The sequence below is a fragment of the Streptomyces sp. DSM 118878 genome, assembly GCF_052936595.1.
Genome location: NZ_CP193622.1, coordinates 545,725 through 563,685 on the forward strand (window position 1 = coordinate 545,725; position 17,961 = coordinate 563,685).

17 protein-coding genes and 2 pseudogenes are annotated in these 17,961 nt (G+C 69.3%); 8 read left to right on the forward strand and 11 right to left on the reverse strand.

The window, feature by feature from the left end; all coding sequences use genetic code 11:
* Positions 1–144: 144 nt before the first annotated feature.
* Together ACRAKF_RS02305 and ACRAKF_RS02310 are read left to right on the forward strand one after the other, a co-directional pair.
* A complete protein-coding gene (locus ACRAKF_RS02305) occupies positions 145–564 on the forward strand; it encodes a hypothetical protein (RefSeq protein ID WP_447035018.1) in 420 nt (139 codons plus the stop codon).
* A gap of 42 nt (positions 565–606) precedes the next feature.
* Positions 607–1,131: pseudogene (locus tag ACRAKF_RS02310) on the forward strand (transposase family protein); the annotation flags it as partial.
* Here ACRAKF_RS02310 and ACRAKF_RS02315 read toward each other — a convergent pair.
* From ACRAKF_RS02315 to ACRAKF_RS02330, 4 genes and pseudogenes are all read right to left on the reverse strand, one after another.
* A pseudogene (locus ACRAKF_RS02315) lies at positions 1,132–1,386 on the reverse strand (helix-turn-helix domain-containing protein); the annotation flags it as partial.
* A 42-nt stretch (positions 1,387–1,428) separates the two neighbouring features.
* Positions 1,429–2,040: a DUF998 domain-containing protein gene (locus tag ACRAKF_RS02320; RefSeq protein ID WP_447035019.1), complete on the reverse strand. Its 612-nt coding sequence runs from the start codon at positions 2,038–2,040 to the stop codon at positions 1,429–1,431.
* A gap of 204 nt (positions 2,041–2,244) precedes the next feature.
* On the reverse strand, positions 2,245–3,015 hold the full coding sequence (locus tag ACRAKF_RS02325) for a transposase family protein (RefSeq protein ID WP_447035020.1): 771 nt from the start codon (positions 3,013–3,015) through the stop codon (positions 2,245–2,247).
* Positions 3,016–3,254: 239 nt separating this feature from the next.
* Positions 3,255–3,758 (reverse strand): hypothetical protein, encoded by a 504-nt coding sequence (locus ACRAKF_RS02330; protein ID WP_447035021.1) that lies wholly within the window; start codon positions 3,756–3,758, stop codon positions 3,255–3,257.
* A 463-nt stretch (positions 3,759–4,221) separates the two neighbouring features.
* Here ACRAKF_RS02330 and ACRAKF_RS02335 point away from each other — a divergent pair, with 463 nt between their 5' ends.
* Positions 4,222–4,500 (forward strand): ArsR/SmtB family transcription factor, encoded by a 279-nt coding sequence (locus ACRAKF_RS02335; RefSeq protein ID WP_447041759.1) that lies wholly within the window; start codon positions 4,222–4,224, stop codon positions 4,498–4,500.
* Between the two features lie 134 nt (positions 4,501–4,634).
* On the forward strand, positions 4,635–5,633 hold the full coding sequence (locus tag ACRAKF_RS02340; RefSeq protein ID WP_447035022.1) for a zinc-dependent alcohol dehydrogenase family protein: 999 nt from the start codon (positions 4,635–4,637) through the stop codon (positions 5,631–5,633).
* A 6-nt stretch (positions 5,634–5,639) separates the two neighbouring features.
* Here the strand turns inward: ACRAKF_RS02340 and ACRAKF_RS02345 are convergent, their stop codons facing one another.
* The 3 genes from ACRAKF_RS02345 to ACRAKF_RS02355 form a co-directional block, all read right to left on the reverse strand.
* Positions 5,640–5,795, reverse strand: coding sequence for a hypothetical protein (locus tag ACRAKF_RS02345; protein ID WP_447035023.1), 156 nt, complete (start codon positions 5,793–5,795; stop codon positions 5,640–5,642).
* A gap of 156 nt (positions 5,796–5,951) precedes the next feature.
* Positions 5,952–6,698: an NADPH-dependent F420 reductase gene (locus ACRAKF_RS02350; RefSeq protein ID WP_447035024.1), complete on the reverse strand. Its 747-nt coding sequence runs from the start codon at positions 6,696–6,698 to the stop codon at positions 5,952–5,954.
* Between the two features lie 110 nt (positions 6,699–6,808).
* A complete protein-coding gene (locus ACRAKF_RS02355) occupies positions 6,809–7,429 on the reverse strand; it encodes a TetR/AcrR family transcriptional regulator (protein WP_447035025.1) in 621 nt (206 codons plus the stop codon).
* A 307-nt stretch (positions 7,430–7,736) separates the two neighbouring features.
* Between ACRAKF_RS02355 and ACRAKF_RS02360 the strand changes: the two genes are divergently transcribed.
* The 3 genes from ACRAKF_RS02360 to ACRAKF_RS02370 all read left to right on the forward strand — a co-directional run bounded on the left by ACRAKF_RS02360 (position 7,737) and on the right by ACRAKF_RS02370 (position 11,066).
* The gene (locus ACRAKF_RS02360; protein WP_447035026.1) at positions 7,737–9,308 is read left to right on the forward strand and encodes a DHA2 family efflux MFS transporter permease subunit; all 1,572 of its coding nucleotides are present in this window, start codon (positions 7,737–7,739) and stop codon (positions 9,306–9,308) included.
* 418 nt (positions 9,309–9,726) lie between these two features.
* A complete protein-coding gene (locus tag ACRAKF_RS02365; protein WP_447035027.1) occupies positions 9,727–10,038 on the forward strand; it encodes a hypothetical protein in 312 nt (103 codons plus the stop codon).
* Between the two features lie 233 nt (positions 10,039–10,271).
* The gene (locus ACRAKF_RS02370; protein ID WP_447035028.1) at positions 10,272–11,066 is read left to right on the forward strand and encodes a hypothetical protein; all 795 of its coding nucleotides are present in this window, start codon (positions 10,272–10,274) and stop codon (positions 11,064–11,066) included.
* Positions 11,067–11,610: 544 nt separating this feature from the next.
* Here ACRAKF_RS02370 and ACRAKF_RS02375 read toward each other — a convergent pair.
* The 3 genes from ACRAKF_RS02375 to ACRAKF_RS02385 form a co-directional block, all read right to left on the reverse strand.
* On the reverse strand, positions 11,611–14,322 hold the full coding sequence (locus ACRAKF_RS02375) for a discoidin domain-containing protein (RefSeq protein ID WP_447035029.1): 2,712 nt from the start codon (positions 14,320–14,322) through the stop codon (positions 11,611–11,613).
* Between the two features lie 158 nt (positions 14,323–14,480).
* Complete coding sequence (locus ACRAKF_RS02380; protein WP_447035030.1) at positions 14,481–15,092, reverse strand: HPP family protein; 612 nt, start codon at positions 15,090–15,092, stop codon at positions 14,481–14,483.
* 183 nt (positions 15,093–15,275) lie between these two features.
* Complete coding sequence (locus ACRAKF_RS02385) at positions 15,276–16,226, reverse strand: SDR family NAD(P)-dependent oxidoreductase (protein WP_447035031.1); 951 nt, start codon at positions 16,224–16,226, stop codon at positions 15,276–15,278.
* A 226-nt stretch (positions 16,227–16,452) separates the two neighbouring features.
* Between ACRAKF_RS02385 and ACRAKF_RS02390 the strand changes: the two genes are divergently transcribed.
* On the forward strand, positions 16,453–17,190 hold the full coding sequence (locus ACRAKF_RS02390; RefSeq protein WP_447035032.1) for a DNA polymerase ligase N-terminal domain-containing protein: 738 nt from the start codon (positions 16,453–16,455) through the stop codon (positions 17,188–17,190).
* A gap of 25 nt (positions 17,191–17,215) precedes the next feature.
* On the opposite strand, the gene trhA is transcribed toward ACRAKF_RS02390, so the two are convergent.
* Complete coding sequence (gene trhA, locus ACRAKF_RS02395; RefSeq protein ID WP_447041760.1) at positions 17,216–17,935, reverse strand: PAQR family membrane homeostasis protein TrhA; 720 nt, start codon at positions 17,933–17,935, stop codon at positions 17,216–17,218.
* Between the last annotated feature and the right edge of the window lie 26 nt (positions 17,936–17,961).

Consider the following 17,961-nt stretch of genomic DNA (forward strand, 5'->3'; position numbering starts at 1 on the left):
GTATCCACCCGGACGGCACCGTGGATCCGCACCGTGGTCACTAAGGGCTGTCCCGTAAGCGATCTTCGACCGGTTGCGGCGGTGCCCCGCGCGCGGGCGACCGGGCCCTGATGGCAGGATGATCGCCCGAGGATTTTGGGGGCCATGTCCGTGCACACACCTGCTGACTACCTCGAACTGGCGCATGCCGAGAGCGACAGCGCTGTACTGCATCGACTCGCACGGTGTCCGTACCCCTTCGTCTGGCAGGCGCTGGCCGCCAATCCCGCCACGGCGCCTGGCACTCTGCTGGAACTGAGCACGGCGCAAGACAGTGCCTGGAACGACAACAGGCTCCTTCGGCTGCTGGCGGAGCATCCGAGTGCGGACTACGCCGTGCTTCGAGGCATCCGTGACGCCGTGGCGGCAAAGCTCGCCGAAGGCGAACGGCCCTATGCCGCTGTGCTCGCGCTGGCTGGGCGGACGGAACTCGCGGCGGCAGAAGTGCGACACCTCGGGACTCTCCGGGGGGCTTCTGCGCGTCTGCGCGGTCAGCTGGACCGGCACCTCGGGCTCCGTACTTGACCCATGCCCGCCCCGGTCGACTCCAGGTTAAACGATCTTGGTATGACTGCAGTGATTACGGCGTCGGTGCCGTCCTGGATAGGTCCCTTCACCGGGCTGAGCCCTCGCTGCTTCCGCAGGCTGGTGACCGTAGCGCGGCGCGAGACCGCTGCCGGACTTCAGCGTGGGCGGCCCTGGGGGCTCCCACTTGAGGATCGCATTCTGCTTGTCACGGCCTACTGGCGCACGAATTTGACCATGCGCCAGATCGCCCCGCTGTTCGGCATCTCGAAATCGGCCGCAGACCGGATCATCGACCACCTCGGGCCGCTGCTCGCACTCCAGCCCCGCAAGCGGTTCGCGAAGGACACCGTCCTGGTCGTGGACGGCACCCTGGTTCCCACCCGTGACCACACGATCGCAGAGCAGTCCAAGAACTACCGCTATTCCACGGCCCATCAGGTGGTCATCGACGCCGATACCCGCCTGGTCGTCGTGGTCGGCCGGCCCCTGCCGGGAAACCGTCATGACTCCCGCGGCTGGGAAGAATCCGGTGCCAGGGCCGCCGTCGGCAAGACGATGACCATCGTCTATGACGCGGTCAGCTGCGGACTTTGAGACGCCGAACAGCGGAGCGAGCTGCCGCATCGTCAAGTTCGTTCGTCAGTAAGCCGTCACGAGCAGGACTCGGTCCTCCAGCGGAAGGTTCCACGGCCGGCCTCTATGGACCGCGTCCGCGCCCTCGCGGCGCAGTGCGCTCACCAGCTTGGTGAAGCATTGCAGGCTCAGCCCCGTGAAGGGGCCTATCCAAGACGGCTCCGACGCCGTGATCACACCAGCCACGGGAAGATCATCCCTGCCGTGAGCAGCGATATGGGACAACCGTCAGGTCCGCAGAATGCGCACGGCGAGCAGCATCTGCCAGATCCAGCCGATCGTGAGTGAGACGCGCTGGATCAGCCCGCCCAGATCCACCCAGCGTTGATGCTGGCTGAACCCGGCACTGGACAGCGCCATCGTGGTCGCGAAGAGCACACCGCTGGCGATCGAGTAGAGGGCCCATCCCAGAGAGAAGGCCGGGGCGAAGACGAAACAGGCTACGGCAAGGGCGAGGAATCCTGTGAGAGAGAACAGGTCATGCAGAGCCCCGACGCGAGTGGGGCGACCAGGCTGATCGGGGGTGCCGACTGGGTAACCACTCACCGGATCCGTGCGGCAGGCACCTGCGCCCAGCAGACCGACCGCCCATACGCCGATCAACAGTGCACCCCAGTGGGAAGGGCCGGTACGCCACAGGCCCACGGCGAAAACCAGCGACAGCAGGCCCGCGAAGAGGAAGTTGAGGATCTGCATCCACCCGGCGCGGCCGAGGGCAAGCGAACTGATGGGATGGCGGAAGGTCTTGTAGTCCGCACGGCTGGCACCTATCAGTAGGTACACGACGGTGAAGAGGGGGCCGGCGGCGATCCCGCAGGCCAGCAGTGTTTGATCACCCATGCCGTCAACCTATGTTGACGGCATGGGAGTGTCAACACCGGTTGACATACGGGGTGGGCGTCGACTGTCGCCGAAATGTGCGCTCCCTAGTCCAAGCGCCGGCTCGCACCTCTGCTCCGGAAGATCAATTACGGGACAGCCCTTAAAGGCTGTTGCACAAGGCTGTATTTGTGCAGGTCAGGGTGTGCGAGCGCAGCCTTGTGGTCATGATGCGAGCGCGAGGTTGTGCATGTGGGCGACGGCTTGGACGGCGTGATGGAGGCCGTCGCCGTGCTGTCGGCAGTCGCGGAGGATCTTGTAGTTCTTCATCCGTCCGATCACATGCTCCACCCGGGCACGCACCTTGCGATGGGCGGCGTTGTCCGCTTCCTCGCCTGCCAGCAGGGGCCGTCGGGGGCGTTTGCGGTGTGGCACGACCATGCCGCAGTTGAGGTAGGCGCCATCGCCCAGAACCGTCACGTCCTGGCAGTGCTCGGCCAGGCCGGAAGCCCGCCAGGCGTGGGCATCCGCGGTGGTGCCCGGCACCGGCCGGGCCGCTGCGATCACGAGGCGGGTGTCGGCGTCCACGATGACCTGCACGTTCGCGGAGAACCGGTAGTTGCGGCTGGAGGAACCGATCTGCCGGTCGCGGACCGGGACCAGGGTGCCGTCCACGATCCACAACCGGTCCGCGGCCTCGGCCGGACGCGAAACAGGCTCGAGCGCCAGCAGCGGACCGAGACGCTGAATGACCCGGCACGCGGTGGACGAGGGCACTCCGAACAGGGGCCCCAGCTGCCGCATGGTCAGATTCGTCCGGTAGTACACCGCGACCAGCAGCACCCGTTCCGCCAGCGGCAGGCTCCACGGTCGACCCTGCATCGTGCCGTTGCCACCGCGCTCCCGCACCGCTTTGAGCAGGAGGGCAAACTGCGTCACCCGCAGCCCAGTGAACGTCTCCACCCACACCCGTTCAGCCCTCAACACCCCAGCCATACAAGGGAAATGCCCAGTCCACGGCCTTGTGCAACACCCTTTAGTTGGCAACCTTCGGTGACGCTGCGTCGTGTCCCTGTCCGAGGACCTCGGCGGCGTAGTCAGGTAGGAGGTTGTGGAGGTAGGTGTAGAAGGGTTGGTGATCCGGATTGCGCCTCTGGAGTTGGTGGATGACTCCCGCGTCGACCATGGCGACTCCCTCGACAGGGAGTGGTTGCAGGTCAGGCGCCAGGCGCCACTCACTGCCGGCGAGCCGGGACCAGATCAGGGCGGAGAAGCCGACGCGGATCCGAGCGATCAGGCAGCAGGAACAAGCTCCGCTGCCGCAGAGCGTCATCCAGCAGTGCGCCCATCATGGCCAGGAAGTCCGGAGTATGTCCGGCGTGCCCGTCGACGTGCTCGAAGCTGAGGGCGAAGGGCTGCGGGAGCACCTCGATCACCGTCATGAAGTCCAGCGCCAGCAGGGCCACCCTCTCCTCCAGAGATTCGAAGCCGTGCATCCGTCCTGTCGAGACCAGGAACTCCAGCCCGGGCCGATGCCTCTGCTTCGTCCTCCAGGTGAAACCGCGAACCGGCTTCGACGACAGCACGGGCGCCGAACCCAGGTCCCGGATCGGCCAGACGACTTTTGACCCGTTGACCTGCCACGCTGCCGTCCAGCGGCTCGCCCAGTTGTCCCGCATCACCAGCCGTCTGCGCGGCTCATCCAGGCTCCCGTACGGCGGCGTCAGCTCGTTCAGCACGCACGCATCGGAACGGACCCAGAGGACCGGCTTCGGTTTCACCGCACCAGATCATCAGCTCGTCCCCCACCGCGCAGCGATTGATCACAACTGATCACTTTGCTGGCCGCTCCCGCCCCGGCAGGACTTGCCGGTGCGGGCGCGGGGGCGGGACGTCCGTCCGCCTAGGCCAGGCCGGGTACGGGGGTGGCCGGACTCAGACGGCGGGGCGCACGAGGACGGCATGGAATTGAGGGCCTGATCACCGGCCCGAGGCAGGGGGCGGTGCCGCGTTGCCCTGCTCCGCCCGGCATGCATGGTGCGGGTTAGCTCTTAGCTGTGACCATTACTTCGACGGCAGTCGTAGTATGGGTGCGTTGCCTGTTGCCTGTATCGCGTCTAGGAGTTGACTGTGGCCCGCCCCCGTACCGCCCCCCGGACAGTGGAGCATCCCGACCTTGCCGAGGTGGATCTCCAGCAGGTGATGGAGGCGCTGGTGGACCCGGTGCGCCGGATGGTGGTCTCCCAGCTCGTGCGCAAGGGCGAGGACATGAGCTGTGGCACGTTCGAGGCGCCAGTCTCCATCTCCACGCTCACCCACCACTTCAACGTGCTGCGCGAAGCGGGGGTGATCCGGCAGTACTACGTGGGCGTGACCAAGATGAACACGCTGCGCGCCGAGGAGATGCAGGAGCGGTTTCCCGGCCTGCTCCCGGCTGTGATCGCGGCCTGCGCGGCGGAGGTCGGCTCGGACGTCGACTGAGACGGTGAGCCGGCCTCGTACATATTTCGATGGTGGTCAAAATTTGACACCCATCGAACCTTGGAGCAGGGTGGATGAGGAGGCCGTGGGACACCGGCTTCCCCAGCGCACCGAACCGCACCAAGGAGCCACGCATGAACCGCGTCGTCCGTTTCCATCAGACCGGCGGACCCGAAGTCCTGCATCTGGAGGAGGCCCCCCTGCCCGAGCCCGGACCGGGCGAGGTCCTGATCCGGACCCGGGCGCTGGGCCTGAACCGGGCGGAGTCGATGTTCCGGCTCGGCCAGTACGGCACCGATCCCGTCTTCCCCTCCGGCATCGGCTACGAGGCGGCCGGAGTGGTCGAGGCCCTCGGCGACGGCGTGCACGACCTGAGCGTAGGTGAGGCGGTCAGCGTGGTGCCGTCCTTCGCCATGACCGACTACGGCGTGCACGGGGAGGCGGTTCTCGCCCCCGCCCACGCGGTCGTCGCCCACCCCGAGCGACTCTCCTTCGAGGAGGCGGCCTCGGTGTGGATGCAGTTCATCACCGCCTATGGCGGCCTGGTCGACCTCGCGGGCGTCCGTCCCGGAGACACCGTCCTGATCTCCGCGGCCTCCAGCAGCGTCGGCCTCGCCGCTATCCAGGTCGCCCACAAGGCCGGCGCCCGCGCCATCGCCCTGACCCGCACCGGCGCCAAGCGCCAGCAGCTCCTGGACGCCGGCGCTGACGAGGTCATCGCCACCGCCGAGGAGGACGTCCCCGCCCGGGTGCGGGAGCTGACCGACGGCCAGGGCGCACGCATCGTCTTCGACCCCGTCGGCGGCACGGCCCTGGCCGACCTCGTCACCGCCGCCGCCCACGAGGCCCACCTCGTCCTCTACGGCGTCCTCGACCGCACCCCCACCCCGCTGAACGTCGGTGAGGTCCTCTTCAAGCACCTCACCATCCGGGGGTTCGAACTCTTCGAGATCACCACCGACGACCAGCGACGCGCCGAAGCGGTCGCCTTCGTCGCCGACGGTCTCGCCAAGGGCGAGCTGACTCCCACCATCGACAAGACGTTCCCGCTGGAGGACATCGCCGAGGCGCACCGGTACCTGGAAGCCGGCGGACAGGTCGGCAAGATCGTCGTCACCGCCCCCGGCACCTGACCCTCCTCAGCAGGCAGTGTGAGCGTCGCGGACGCCGGCCAGGGCGATCATCATCACTGGCAGGCCGCGGGCGTCCACCAGCAGGTGGTGTCCGCGGCCCGTCGCCTTCGTCACCGCCTCGTACCTGGGCGTCGCGTGGGAGAGGGAGGTGGCCGCGCGCACATTCTGACAGCACGTGTCCGGGCAGCTCCGTAACGCGTGCGCGCTCCGCATGCCTGTGGCCCGACGTCGGGCCACAGGCATGCGGAGCGCGCGGGGACGTGTGCCCCTCGATCGAGGGCCGATGTGGGAAGACCCCGTACCCGCCCCACCGGGGGTTCACATGAACAGGGCGCGGCTCAGGCGGACGCCGTACTCCGCGTCGGGGTTGGTCCGGGCGTCCCCGACCCTTTCCTGGATCGCGGCGACGGAAAGGTCGCGCCGCTTGGGCAGGCGCTCGGCTTCCGCGGCCGCCAGCGCATCCGGCATCTCCTCGCGGGTGAGGTCGGTGCAGTAGCACGGCGCACCGGGCTGCTGACGCCAGGAGTCCGCGAGGGTCCCGGCGTCGACGGCGTCGAATCCGGTGTCCTCGACCAGCGCCATGGCCACCTGGCGGTCCCGGTCGCGGTCGGCGGCGACGGGAATGGCGATACGGCCGGGGCTCCCCGCGGGCCCGCCCTTCGTCGCGAACGAGTGGGAACCGATCGCGTTCCACGCCTTGGCGATCGGCCTGCCCAGCTGTTCGGTGACCCACAGGCTCTCGACCTGCCCGGCGTCGACGGCCTCGATCCGGCTGTCCCGCGCCGGGTAGTAGTTCGACGTGTCGATGACGACCGTGTCAGCCGGCACGTCGGCGATCAGTGACGCGACCTGCGGAAGACGGTTCAGGGGAATCGAGAGGATCACGACGTCGACGTCCTCGACGGCTTCTGCCGCCGTCACCGCGCGCCCGCCCGTGGACAGGACGTCAGCCTCGATCGTGTGCGGGCCGCGCGAGTTGGCCACCTTCACCTGATGCCCTGCCGCGGCCAGCCGCTGGGTCAGCGTCTTCCCGATATGCCCTACGCCCAGAATGCCGATCTTCACGATGTTTCTCCCTGCCTTGAGTTCAGTCGCGAGGGGCCACCGACGCCGCATCCGCGGTGTCCCAGTGCGGGAAAGCGCCCCGCGCCAGAGCGCCACGCTCCTGCCTGCGGTTACGCGGGGTCTTCGCCGCTCCCGGGGGCGGATTCCATCGTGGGTGTCTCCCACCCGGTGCGCATGAGGGAAACGAGCGCGTCGGACGATGACTCGTCTGCCATGGCGGCACCTCGGGCCCAGGCCGTGGCCAGCGTGCTGAGGAACAGGTCACGTCCCCGCACCCAGGGCTGAGCGCCGCCGTCGCGCTGTGCCGCGCGGAGGAAGTCCTCGGTGGTCGTGACGAAGCCCTGACAGGTGATCGCCAGCGGGGACGTGCCTTCCGCCAGTGCGGCCCGCAGGGGCTCGGGCAGGCCGTCGAAGGCGGTCACCCATTCACCCAGTGCCTGCAGCCACTGGGCAAGCGCGGCGCGGGAGTCGGCCACCTCGCGCTGGATGGCGTCCCGGCGGGCCTCCAGCGCTTCGTCGCGGGCCTGCAGCAGGGCAGCCAGCAGGGCCTCCCGGTTGGGGAAATGCCGGTAGAGCGTGCCCGGACCGACACCGGCCCGCTTGGCGATGGCGTCCATGGAGCCGGTGATGCCCTGCTCGGCGAAGAACTCCTCCGCGACCTCGAGGATGTGCGTGCGATTGCGCTGCTTGTCCGTCCGCTGCCGACGCTCGCCGGTGGCTGCCTCACCCATGTCGTTGCACCTCCCGTTGACAATCCGGAGAGCATCTCCGTATCGTCGTTCACGAAACGGAGACTATCTCCTTATCGGTTCCGATGCTACCGCCGACCTCGGCAGACATCCGCCGCTCCCAGGCAGCCCGGCCCGGCATGCACGCGTTCCGTGCCGCCGGCCGCCGGGGCGGCACACCCCCCCACGCGACAACTCCCCGGCCGAGGCCCCACCGGCCCGGGCTCGTGCAGCCGGACCCCACCGGCGCGCACCGACGGCATGGAACGCGTAGGGCCCTTCGCACACCCAGCAACACGGAAGAGATCACATGTCCCCCGACAAGACTCCGGCGCCGGCCGCCGCAGACGCACCGCCACCGACCCGCGACGACGACAGACTGGCCTCCGGGGACGTCCTGGTCATCGGGATCCTGATGGTCTCCGCGTTCACCGTCCTGCTGAACGAGATGCTGCTGGGAGTCGCACTCCCCACCCTGATCACCGATCTCGACATCACCCCCACCACGGGACAGTGGCTCACGACGGGTTACCTGCTGACCCTGGCGATCCTCATCCCGGCCACCGGGTTCCTCCTGCGGAGGTTCACCCTCCGTACGATCTTTCTCGGCTCGCTGTCCCTGTTCACCCTGGGCACGGCGATCGCCGCCGTCGCCCCGGGGTTCGGCGTGCTGTTCACCGGCCGCATCATCCAGGCAGCGGGCACGGCCGCCCTGATGCCCCTGCTGATGGCCACGACGATGCGCCTGGTCCCCCCGCACCGGCAAGGCCGGACGATGGCGCTGGTCACCGGTCTGACCGCGGTGGCACCCGCGGTCGGCCCGGCGGTGTCCGGCCTGGTGATCTCCCAGCTCAGCTGGCGGTGGCTGTTCATCCTCGTCCTGCCCGTCGTCCTGGCCGCACTGGCCCTGGGCGCCGCCAAGCTGCGCAACATCACCACTCCGGAACCGGTCAGGCTGGACGTGCTGTCCCTCGTCCTGTCCGCCATTGGGTTCGGCGCCCTCGTCTACGGCCTGTCCACGATCGGCGAGTCCGCCTCCGGCCACGCACCGGTCGCCCCCTACATCCCGATCATCATCGGACTTCTCGCCCTGGCGGTCTTCGTCCGCCGCCAGACCGTGCTGCAGCGCAGCGACAACGCCTTCCTCGACATGAGGATCTTCCGCACCCCGTCGTTCACCGTGCCGCTGCTGGTCATGCTCGTCGTCGCGCTGGTCGGGTTCGGCACCACGATGGTCCTGCCGCTGGTCCTCACCAACGTCGCGGGCCTGACGACGCTCCAGATCGGCCTCTTCCTGGTCCCCGGCGGAGCCCTGATTGCCCTCGTCTCAGCCCTGGGCGGACGTATCTACGACCGCTACGGACCGCGCCCCCTGGCCATCCCCGGATCGGTCATCTGGACAGGCTCCCTATGGTTCCTGAGCCGAGCGGACGAGAACACCGGTGTCCCAGCGCTCCTGGCCGCCTACCTCGTCCTGTCGGCCTCCCAGGCCCTGATGTGGGCACCAATGACGACGGCAGCGCTGTCCTCCCTGCGCACCGAGCTCTACCCGCACGGCACCGCGGCGTTCAACACCGCCCAGCAGCTGGCCGGCGGGGCCGGCGGGGCCGTCCTGATCTCGGCTTACACCATCGGCTCCCACGCGAAAGACGCGGGAGCACTGGATTTGGTCCAGTCCGTCTCGGCGGCACAAGCCGCCTTCACGACAGCGGCGGTCATCGGCTGCCTCGCCATCATCGGCACCATCTTCGTCCGCAAGGCCGCACCCACCCCCCAGCCGCCGGCTTCTCCACCGGGCGATGCTTCCGACAACGCCGCCGCAGCCACTGGGCGAAACGGCCTGAGCGCCGACCTTCACGGCGAACTCACCACCCACCACTGACCCCCTGGTACCGCGAACGGCAAGAGGGCCCCGGCAGTAGCCGGGGCCCTCTTGCCGTCCTGACATGCCCAGTCATGCCGCCTCGCGACCCTTTCCGCCCCACACCGCTGACATGCGCATCGACGAGACCGGAGGGGGACTCCGCAGCGTGACGACAAATGTCATTTGCCAGCAAGCGTGCTGATTTGCCAACTATGTCGCGTCGTCACAATCAGGTCAGACCGGCGTACGTCGCCACGTCGCCTGGCCTCTGTCCACAGGCCCGATCGGGCCTGATGATCACATGACTGATGACGACGTGAAGCGCGCTCGGACCCGCGCCAGGATCCTGGAGCCGCCTCGCCCAGGCCGACCCAGCCGTCACGAACGCACTCGCCGCGTGGCTCGACAACGCGGCCGCGGTGAAGGGCGGCACGGCGTGAGCGCGGCGGACGAGGTGGTGGTGGCCACCTGGAGCGAGCACAGCGAGATCGGGCACCACTACGAGGACCTGCTCGCCGATGGCTCCGTCATCGCCTGGACCGAGCCGCCGTTCGGCGAGATCCTCTACCCCGGCGACGACAACCCCGACTACAACCCGATCTGCCACTGCCCACTGACCCCGCGCCAGTTGTGCATGGAGTGCGCCGGCTGCGCCGCCTGCGGGCAGTGCACCGGTCCGCACATCTGGCCCCCGCTCCAGACCTCAATCAACCCCGTGTCACGCTCACCGAGCGTCACGGGCATTTAGTCGCGGAAACGGTCCGGGATCCTCTCTCCGGCCGTTTCCGCGTGACAGGCGCGACAGCGTGACACCCCTCCGGCGGGTGATCGCAATCTGTTGTGTCCGGTGCTGATTGACCTGTGTCAGTGATCGGCGATCGATTGCCAGGGCAGGTTGATCAAAGCCGCTTTGTGTCAGCGAAGGTCGACTACTTGGCTGCCTGTGTCAGATACGGCTGATCGTTATGGGAGGTTGAGCACGTGGACAACGACATAACCATCGCGTTGATCGGTGTGACCGGTGTGGTCGGCACCATCGTCGGAACCTTCGTCGGCACGGTCCTCGGTGCGCGCATCCAAGCCCGCGGCGGACACGACCAAGCCCAAGCCGCACGCGACGCAGCTACCACCATCGCCACTGCCACGGCGCGTCAAGCAATGGTCGAACGCCGTTGGGCGACCCTCGCCGAATACCTCCGCGCAGCCGCCGCCCTCCACGAGAGCGCGAATCGGCTCTACGCGTTGAGCGCGGACGTCCGTATCGCTGGAAGTCTGATCACCGTGGACGGACCGGCTCTTGAAGCCGACGTGGAGGAGCGGCGGCACGCCCTCCTCTACGCGTACGCCGAGGCCGAACTCGGCGCACCCGCCGAGATGCGCCCCCTGGTTTTTGATCTAAAGGACAGAACGTTTTTTCACGTTGAACAATCCATCCGGGGCAGAGATCTCATCAGCGCACATACAGCCCTGCGTGGCCTGGCCGCCGCGCAGGGCCACGACTCACCAGCTGGTCGAGCACATCGTGCCGTGACGACGTCGTCCGCGCCTCACCCGGTCGACGACACGACTCGCGAGGATCTTGCGCGCTGGCGTGCTGAAGCCGCGAGGACCTTGGAAGATGTCCGCGAACTGACCTTCGAGCAGAGACATTTGCTCGCCTACCTCCCCGACGAGGACCAGACCCTCATCGTCATCGAGGCCGGGGACCGGTACACAGAAGCATGGGGCGCCCTGGTCGCCGCCGCCCGCCGAACACTGGGGACCGACCCCACTTAGCGACACGAACAACCGTACGAGCAATGCGGCGAGTAAACCCCTCGGTCGGCGGCCTGGCGAGCCCCTGTAGCTGACCGCAACCATCAAGATCTCCGACAGAGTCCTTCACTGATCAACCTTGAGAACCCGTCTCGGAACCCTCAATGTCGGTTCCGAGACGGGTCTGAGCGGAGTGGTATCGCAGGCTTCAGCCGTGAGCCTATCCTCGTCACTGAGACTGGGGGACGCATGGTCCTGTTGCTTATTCCGATCGCCTATCTCGTGCTGTTCTTGGCGTGGACGGTGGCTCCCATCGTGTTGCCCAGAGACCACCTAGGACTGTGGCTTACGGTCGCGCACCTCGCGCTTTCGGTGCTTGCCGTCCTTCTGGCGTGGCTTTCCGATCTCCCTCTGGCGCAACCCGCCGCGATTATCAGTGCTCTGGGTGGGTTGCTTGCCGCCCTGCGACTACTTTTGCAGCGGGCATTCGCGGACAGCCGCACTAAGAGCCCGGCTCGGAACTCTCAAAGCAGGTTCCAAGACGGGCTCTTGAGAGTGGTGAGTGCTACCGCGTGACGACCAGTTCCCTGATGCCGGCGGGCTTCTTCGCGTCGGCGGACCTGAGCGTCACGCGGACGTAGCGCGCCACCGTCCCGTCCTCGCCGGCGCTCCGCCAGTGCCGGCCGTCCAGGGACGTCCGCACGTCGTACGAGGCGGGCCGCACGGCGGTCCAGCGCGGGGTGACCTCGGAGATCCTGGTGGGCTTGCCGAGGTCCGCCGTCAGGCCGGCGCGGGCGGCGTCGGGGACCCAGGCGGTGGCGGTGCTGCCGTCGAGGGCGGCGCCGGCGTACTGCCCGGGCTGCTCCGACGTCGCCGTCGCGGCGGTGCACCTGGCGAGGTTGTCGGTGGGCCGGAGGTCCGGGCGCCGGGTCTTGAGGTGCGCGGGCGCGTCCTGGCTGACGATCTGCCGGCCCTGCGGCGTCTCGATCTCGAACGGCTCGCCGTGGGTGAGCCGCACGGTGGTGTCATGGGCGCCGACGGCGATGTCGTACGTACGGCCCTGCCAGCGCAGCCCCTTGAGGTGCACGCCGCGGGAGAGCTGGGGCGGCAGCATCGGGTCGAGCCGCACGTGGTCCTCCCGCAGCCGCTGCCCGGTCAGGCCATGGGTGAACACCTGGAGGAAGCCGCCCTGGCCGGTCGTGAAGTTCTGGGCGGGCGAGCCCGACAGGGGGTCGGAGGCGCCCGCCTTGTCGCCACGCGCCTCGGAGAAGAGCTCGAACGGGCCGCGGGCGAAGGGACGGATGGAACGGGTCAGGTAGGTGTACGTGGAGCAGCCGGCCTCGTCGTTGGCCGCGGCGTCGATGGCGTGCACCGAGTCGGTCATCGCCGGGCCGTCGGGGTCGGTGCGCTCGGCGTAGTAGTCAAGGGTTTTGGTGGCGGCCTCCTTGGACATCGGCCACTCCAGCGGGTACATCAGCAGCACGGTGTCCGCCTGTTTGATGACCGAGCCCTGGTAGCCGTCGTACTGCTGGAAGACCTTCTTGTCCTCGTCGTAGGGGATGCGGAGCTTGTCGGCGACGGTGTTCCAGCCGGCGGGCGCCTTCTCGCCCAGGAGGTGGGCGACGCGGGTGGCGGTGCGCAGGGTGGTGGCGGCGCCCGCGTTGGTGAAGACGCCGTCGTCGACGCCGTTGCTGTACTCGTCGGGCCCCGCGACATCCTTGATGGAGTAGCTGCCGTCGGTGTTCGCCGTGGCGCGGTGGGCCCAGAACTCGGCGATGCCCCGGATCACCGGCCAGCCGCGGGTGCGCAGCCAGTGTGTGTCCTTGGTGGCGAGGTAGTACTGCCAGGCGGCCAGCGCCACGTCGCTCTGGAGGTGGTTCTGGGTGCGGCAGTGCGGCGGGTCCACGCTGTGGCACTCGGAGGCGAGGTCGCCCTTGCTCGCGCTGGTCCAGGGGTAGAACAGACCGCGGTGTCCGAGCTTCTCGGCGTTGGCGCGGGCACCGGCCCGCGTGCGGTAGCGGTACTCCACGACCGACTTCGCGAGGTCGGGGTGGGCCGCGAGGAGCGCCGGGTACATCCATGTCTCGGCGTCCCAGAACACCAGGCCACCGTAGTTGTCGCTGCTCAGGCCGGTGGGCGGGATGCTGTTGGCGGAGCCCTTACGGCTGCTGGACAACAGCCCGTACTGGGCCGAGCGCAGCCATGCCTGCATCCGGTCCTGGCCGGCCACCTCGATGTCGCTGCGCCACAGCTTGCGCCAGGCGGCGGAGTGACCGTCGAACAGCGCCTCCCAGCCCTTGCCCGCCGCCCGCCGCGAGGCCGCCACGGCGTCACGTCCGGGCGAGCGGGAGGTGAGGGAGGTGTCGACGCCGATGTACTTGGCGACTTCGTAGGTGCGGCCCGAGCGGACGTCGACGGAGAGGGACTGCCGCGCGCTCAACTCCTGGCCGTGTGTGGCCTTTTCTTCACTTCCTGTACGCATTCCCTTCCCGGGGCGGAGAGTCGAAGCGACGGTTCCGTTGGTCTTCGTGCCCTGCGTGCGGAATCCCACGGCCATCGTCCGCCCGCCCGGCCGCGCGCCGGCGCCGGTCGGGGTGACGCGCCGGGCGCCGCGACCGTCGATGCGGTCGGTGAGGCGTGCCTCGCCGTTCCAGTGCGGCGTCATCCGCAGTCGGACGGCACCCACGTGCGGGTCGGCGCGGTCCGCCAGGACGTCGTACTGGAGGTCGGTGGCCCGCCCGTCGGCGGCCGTCCACCTGAGCTTGGTGCGCACCAGGCCGCGGCGCATGTCCAGGCTCTGCGAGTAGCGCGAGATCCGGGACGCCGGGGTCGCGGAGGTGAAGGTCTGCGACGTGGCCCCGCCGGTGGACACGGTGAGCGGAGTCCAGGTGGGGATCGCCGCGGCGACCTGCCGGTTCTCGGTGGTGGAGGGGTTGTGCGCGTACAGCCCGGACACGAAGGAGCCGTCGTAGCGGGGGGTGAAGAGCGGCCATCCGGTCTTGGCGCCGGAACGGGTGTAGCCGGTCCCGTTGGGCGCGACGCGCTGGCCGAGGTATCCGTTGCCGACGAAGGCGTGGTAGCCGTCCTTCGGGTCGATGCGGTGCGAGGTCAGCGTCCAGCCGCCGTTCGACGGGGCGGAGGCAGAGGCGGAGGCGGGCGCCGCCGTCCCGCCCCCCGGGTCACCGTTCCCGGCCGTCGCTGTCGGCGGCACGGCCGCCGCGAGCACGCCGACCAGGACGGGTGCGATGAACCGGGCTTTACGGGCGAGAGACCTCATGGTGCTCCGTTACGCGAACGCGGGGGGACGAACGGGAAGACGAACGGGAAGACCCGAAGGTCGAGCGAGAAGGTCAGGCGACCATAAAGAGGTGAACGCTCTCCGTCAATGAGTTGCGCACTGTGTTGAAGAAGCTAAGCAAACCGGTCCGGTGGGGCCTACCACCAATATGCGGGGTAGCGCGCACTCTTGGGGCGGGACCGCGAGAGGGCCCACCCGGCCAGCACGAGCAGGGCGGTGGATCCCATGAGCAGCGGTACGAAGGTGGCGGGCGCCGGAGTGTTCAGGACGATGACCACGGCTGTCGCGCACGCGGGCGAGTGCGGGCACCGCGTCATCATCATCGCCGCCAGGCTGATGCCGGCCGCCACCGCGGCCGCCCAGGGTGAACTGCCCGCGACGGCGGCGACCGCGTAGCCGATGACGACGCACATCAGATGGCCGACGACCACGCTGCGCGGCTGGGCCAGCGGCAGCCGGGGAGCCCCGTGGATGATCGCGGCGGACGCGGCGAGCGGGGGTATGAGCACCGGCTCGTGAATCAGTGACCCTATGGCGACCAGCGCCAGCAGCACGGCGGTGACGGCGCTGACGCTGTGCACGGCGGCACGGCGCGGCGGCGGGGCCGGCGCGCGGCCGGCGAGGCGGTCGAGAACGCGGGCCCGGCCGGACGGCAGAGGCGCCGGGATGACTTCGCCGTTGGCGTCGATGGCGTCGACGGCTTCCACGGTGTCGAGGGCGTCGCGAGTGTCGAGGGCGTCAAGGGACAAGGCAGCGGCTTTTCCGGATCGGGCCGACGGGGGGCCGGCAGCGGTCGACGATGGGCAGGAGTCGGCCGAGCCTTCCCGTGCTGTGGGCAGGGAGCTCAGTCGCCGGCGGTCCAGGGTCGGGAGTCCGCGTACCCGGTCGTGATTCTATGCGGTCGGATTTTGTTGCCGCAGGTCAGGGGGGTGCTAGCTGGGGAGGCCGTCGAAGTCGACGCCCGTCAGTTCGCGGCTCGCGTCCCACAGCCGCGCAGCGACGGAGGTGTCGGCGAGGTGATCCCACACCGGTTCGCGGCGGGGTTCACCGCGCAGGCCGAACACGCGCGGTCCCCACAGTTGGCCGCCCCGCACGGCCGGGTCGAGCACCGCCCGTACCGCGGGCCACGCCCCGGCGTCCTTGCCCTGTACGAGAAGCGCCGCGGGGGCCGCGCCCAGCCGCGAGCCGGTGGTCCGCACGTGGACCGGCGGCCGTGACGGGGTGAGGGAGTCGAGCGCGCCCCCGGGGTGGACCACCACGCCGGCCACCGTGCTGCCGGCGGCGCGCAGGCGGCGGTCGAGTTCGAGACCGAAGTGCATCTGTGCCAGTTTGCTGCGCCCGTAGGTGCGCTTGGGCCGGTAGTCCGTACGGGACTGAAGGTCGGCCAGGTCGAGCCGCTCGCTCTTCGCCGCGAAGCTCCCCATGGTGACGACGCGGGCCGCCGGCGCTGCCGAAAGGAGCGGCATCAGCCACCGGGTGAGTGCGAAGTGCCCGAGGTGGTTCGTGCCGAACATCAGCTCGTGACCGTCCCCGGTCTCCTCGCGCGGCGGGTCGTCGAGCGCGACGCCGGCGTTGTGGACCACGGCGTCGAGATGGTCCACCCCCAGCGCCTCCACCGCTGTTTCCAGGGACGAGAGGTCGGCGAGGTCGAGCCGTACGGCCCGCAGCCGTGCGCCGGGGACTCGCTCGCGGACGGCCCCCATGGCGGCCTCGGCCTTCGCGGGGTTCCTGCTGCCGAGGACGACGGTGGCTCCGGTGGCCGCCAACTGCTCCGCGACGAAGTACCCGATGCCGGCGTTGCCGCCGGTGACCAGGAAGACGCGGCCATCCGCGCGGGGCAGCCGGTGGACGTCCCAGGGCGGGGTGGAGAACGTGGACGACATGGTGAAGGGGGCTCCTCGCTGTTCGGCTGCCGCTGCCCTGCCGGGTGGGCGACTCGGTATCCACGGTGTCAGCGGCCACCGACACATCTCCTACCGATCACCGACAGCCCCGCGAGCCCCGCGGGCCGGGACGCGGGTCATCCGGTGGCCCGGCACGCGCGTGCCGGTGACAATCACGGGTACCGGCCGGGAAGAGCCGACGACCCCGACAGAGGAGAGCGCCGCCTTGAGCGAGAAGGACGGACTGCGGACCTATCGCGGGAAGCGCGACTTCGACAAGACACGCGAACCGAGCGGCGAGCCGACTGCCGGACCCGGCGGCGAGCGGACGGGCCGCGACGAGGACGCGGCGACCACCGGTGACAGCCTGGGCGGTCACGACGGCGACCCCGTCTTCGTCGTGCAGATCCACGACGCGAGCTCCATGCACTTCGACTTCCGCCTGGAGGTCGACGGCGTCCTGAAGTCCTGGTCGGTGCCGAAGGGCCCCTCCACCGACCCGCAGGACAAGCGGCTCGCCCTGCCGACCGAGGACCACCCCATGGAGTACCGGGACTTCGAGGGGGTGATCCCGCAGGGTGAGTACGGCGGCGGGACCGTCATCGTCTGGGACCGGGGAACATACCGGCCGACCAGCCACGACAAGCGCAACCGGCCGGTGCCGTTCGCGCAGGCCCTGGAGAACGGGCACGCCACGTTCGAGCTGCGCGGCGAGAAGCTGCGCGGCCCGTACGCGCTCACCCGCTTCCACGGCCGTGAGGAGAGGAGCGGCGGGCCGGGGTCGGCGTCCGGGAAGAAACCGACGTGGCTCCTCGTACGGAAGGGGTCCGGGCACGGCGGCAGCGGCACCGGCACGCCCGATCCCCGGCGGGCCCGCTCCGCGCGCAGCGGCCGTACGCTGCGGCAGGTCGCCGAGGCGCCGGACGCGGCGACGTGGGAGCCGGACCGCGGCGAGCGGGAGTGACCGGGGTGCTCGCGGCGTTGCCACCTCACTGGGAGGTGGCGAGCAGGATGGCGATGTAGTGGGCGGTGAAGGCCGCCACTGTGAGCGCGTGGAACACCTCGTGGAAGCCGAACCAGCGGGGTGAGGGGTCGGGGCGCTGGAGGGCGTAGACGACCGCGCCCGCGCTGTAGAGGAGACCGCCGGCCACGACCAGGACGAGTACGGCCACTCCCCCGGCGTGCAGGAACTCGGCCAGATAGCGCACGGGCGCCCATCCCAGGGCCAGGTAGCACGGGGTGTACAACCAGCGCGGAGCCCCGACCCACAGGACCCGGAACGCGATGCCGGCCAACGCGCCCGTCCATACGATCCACAGCAGCATGGACCTCTGGTCCGGCGACAGGAGGAACACGGCCAGGGGGGTGCAGGTGCCGGCGATGATCAGGAAGATGTTCGCGTGGTCGAGGCGTCGCAGCAGAGCCTCGCCGAGCGGCCCCCAGGTGCCCCGGTGGTAGATGGCGCTGGTCGCGAAGAGCAGCCAGGCGGTGACTGAGTACACGACGCAGGCCCAGGTCGCCTGGGGGGTGCGAGCCAGGAAGATGAGGGTGATGCCCGCGATCAGCGCGGTGGGGACCATACCGGCGTGGAGCCAACCACGCAGCCTCGGTTTGATCGGTTCGGCCAGGTCGGCCGCCTGCTCCACGAGAGTCGCGAGCGAATGACCTTCTTCTTGCCCGGATTGGACGTCGGCGGCGTCACGGGACATGGACTCCCGCTCTCCCCCGGCTCGTT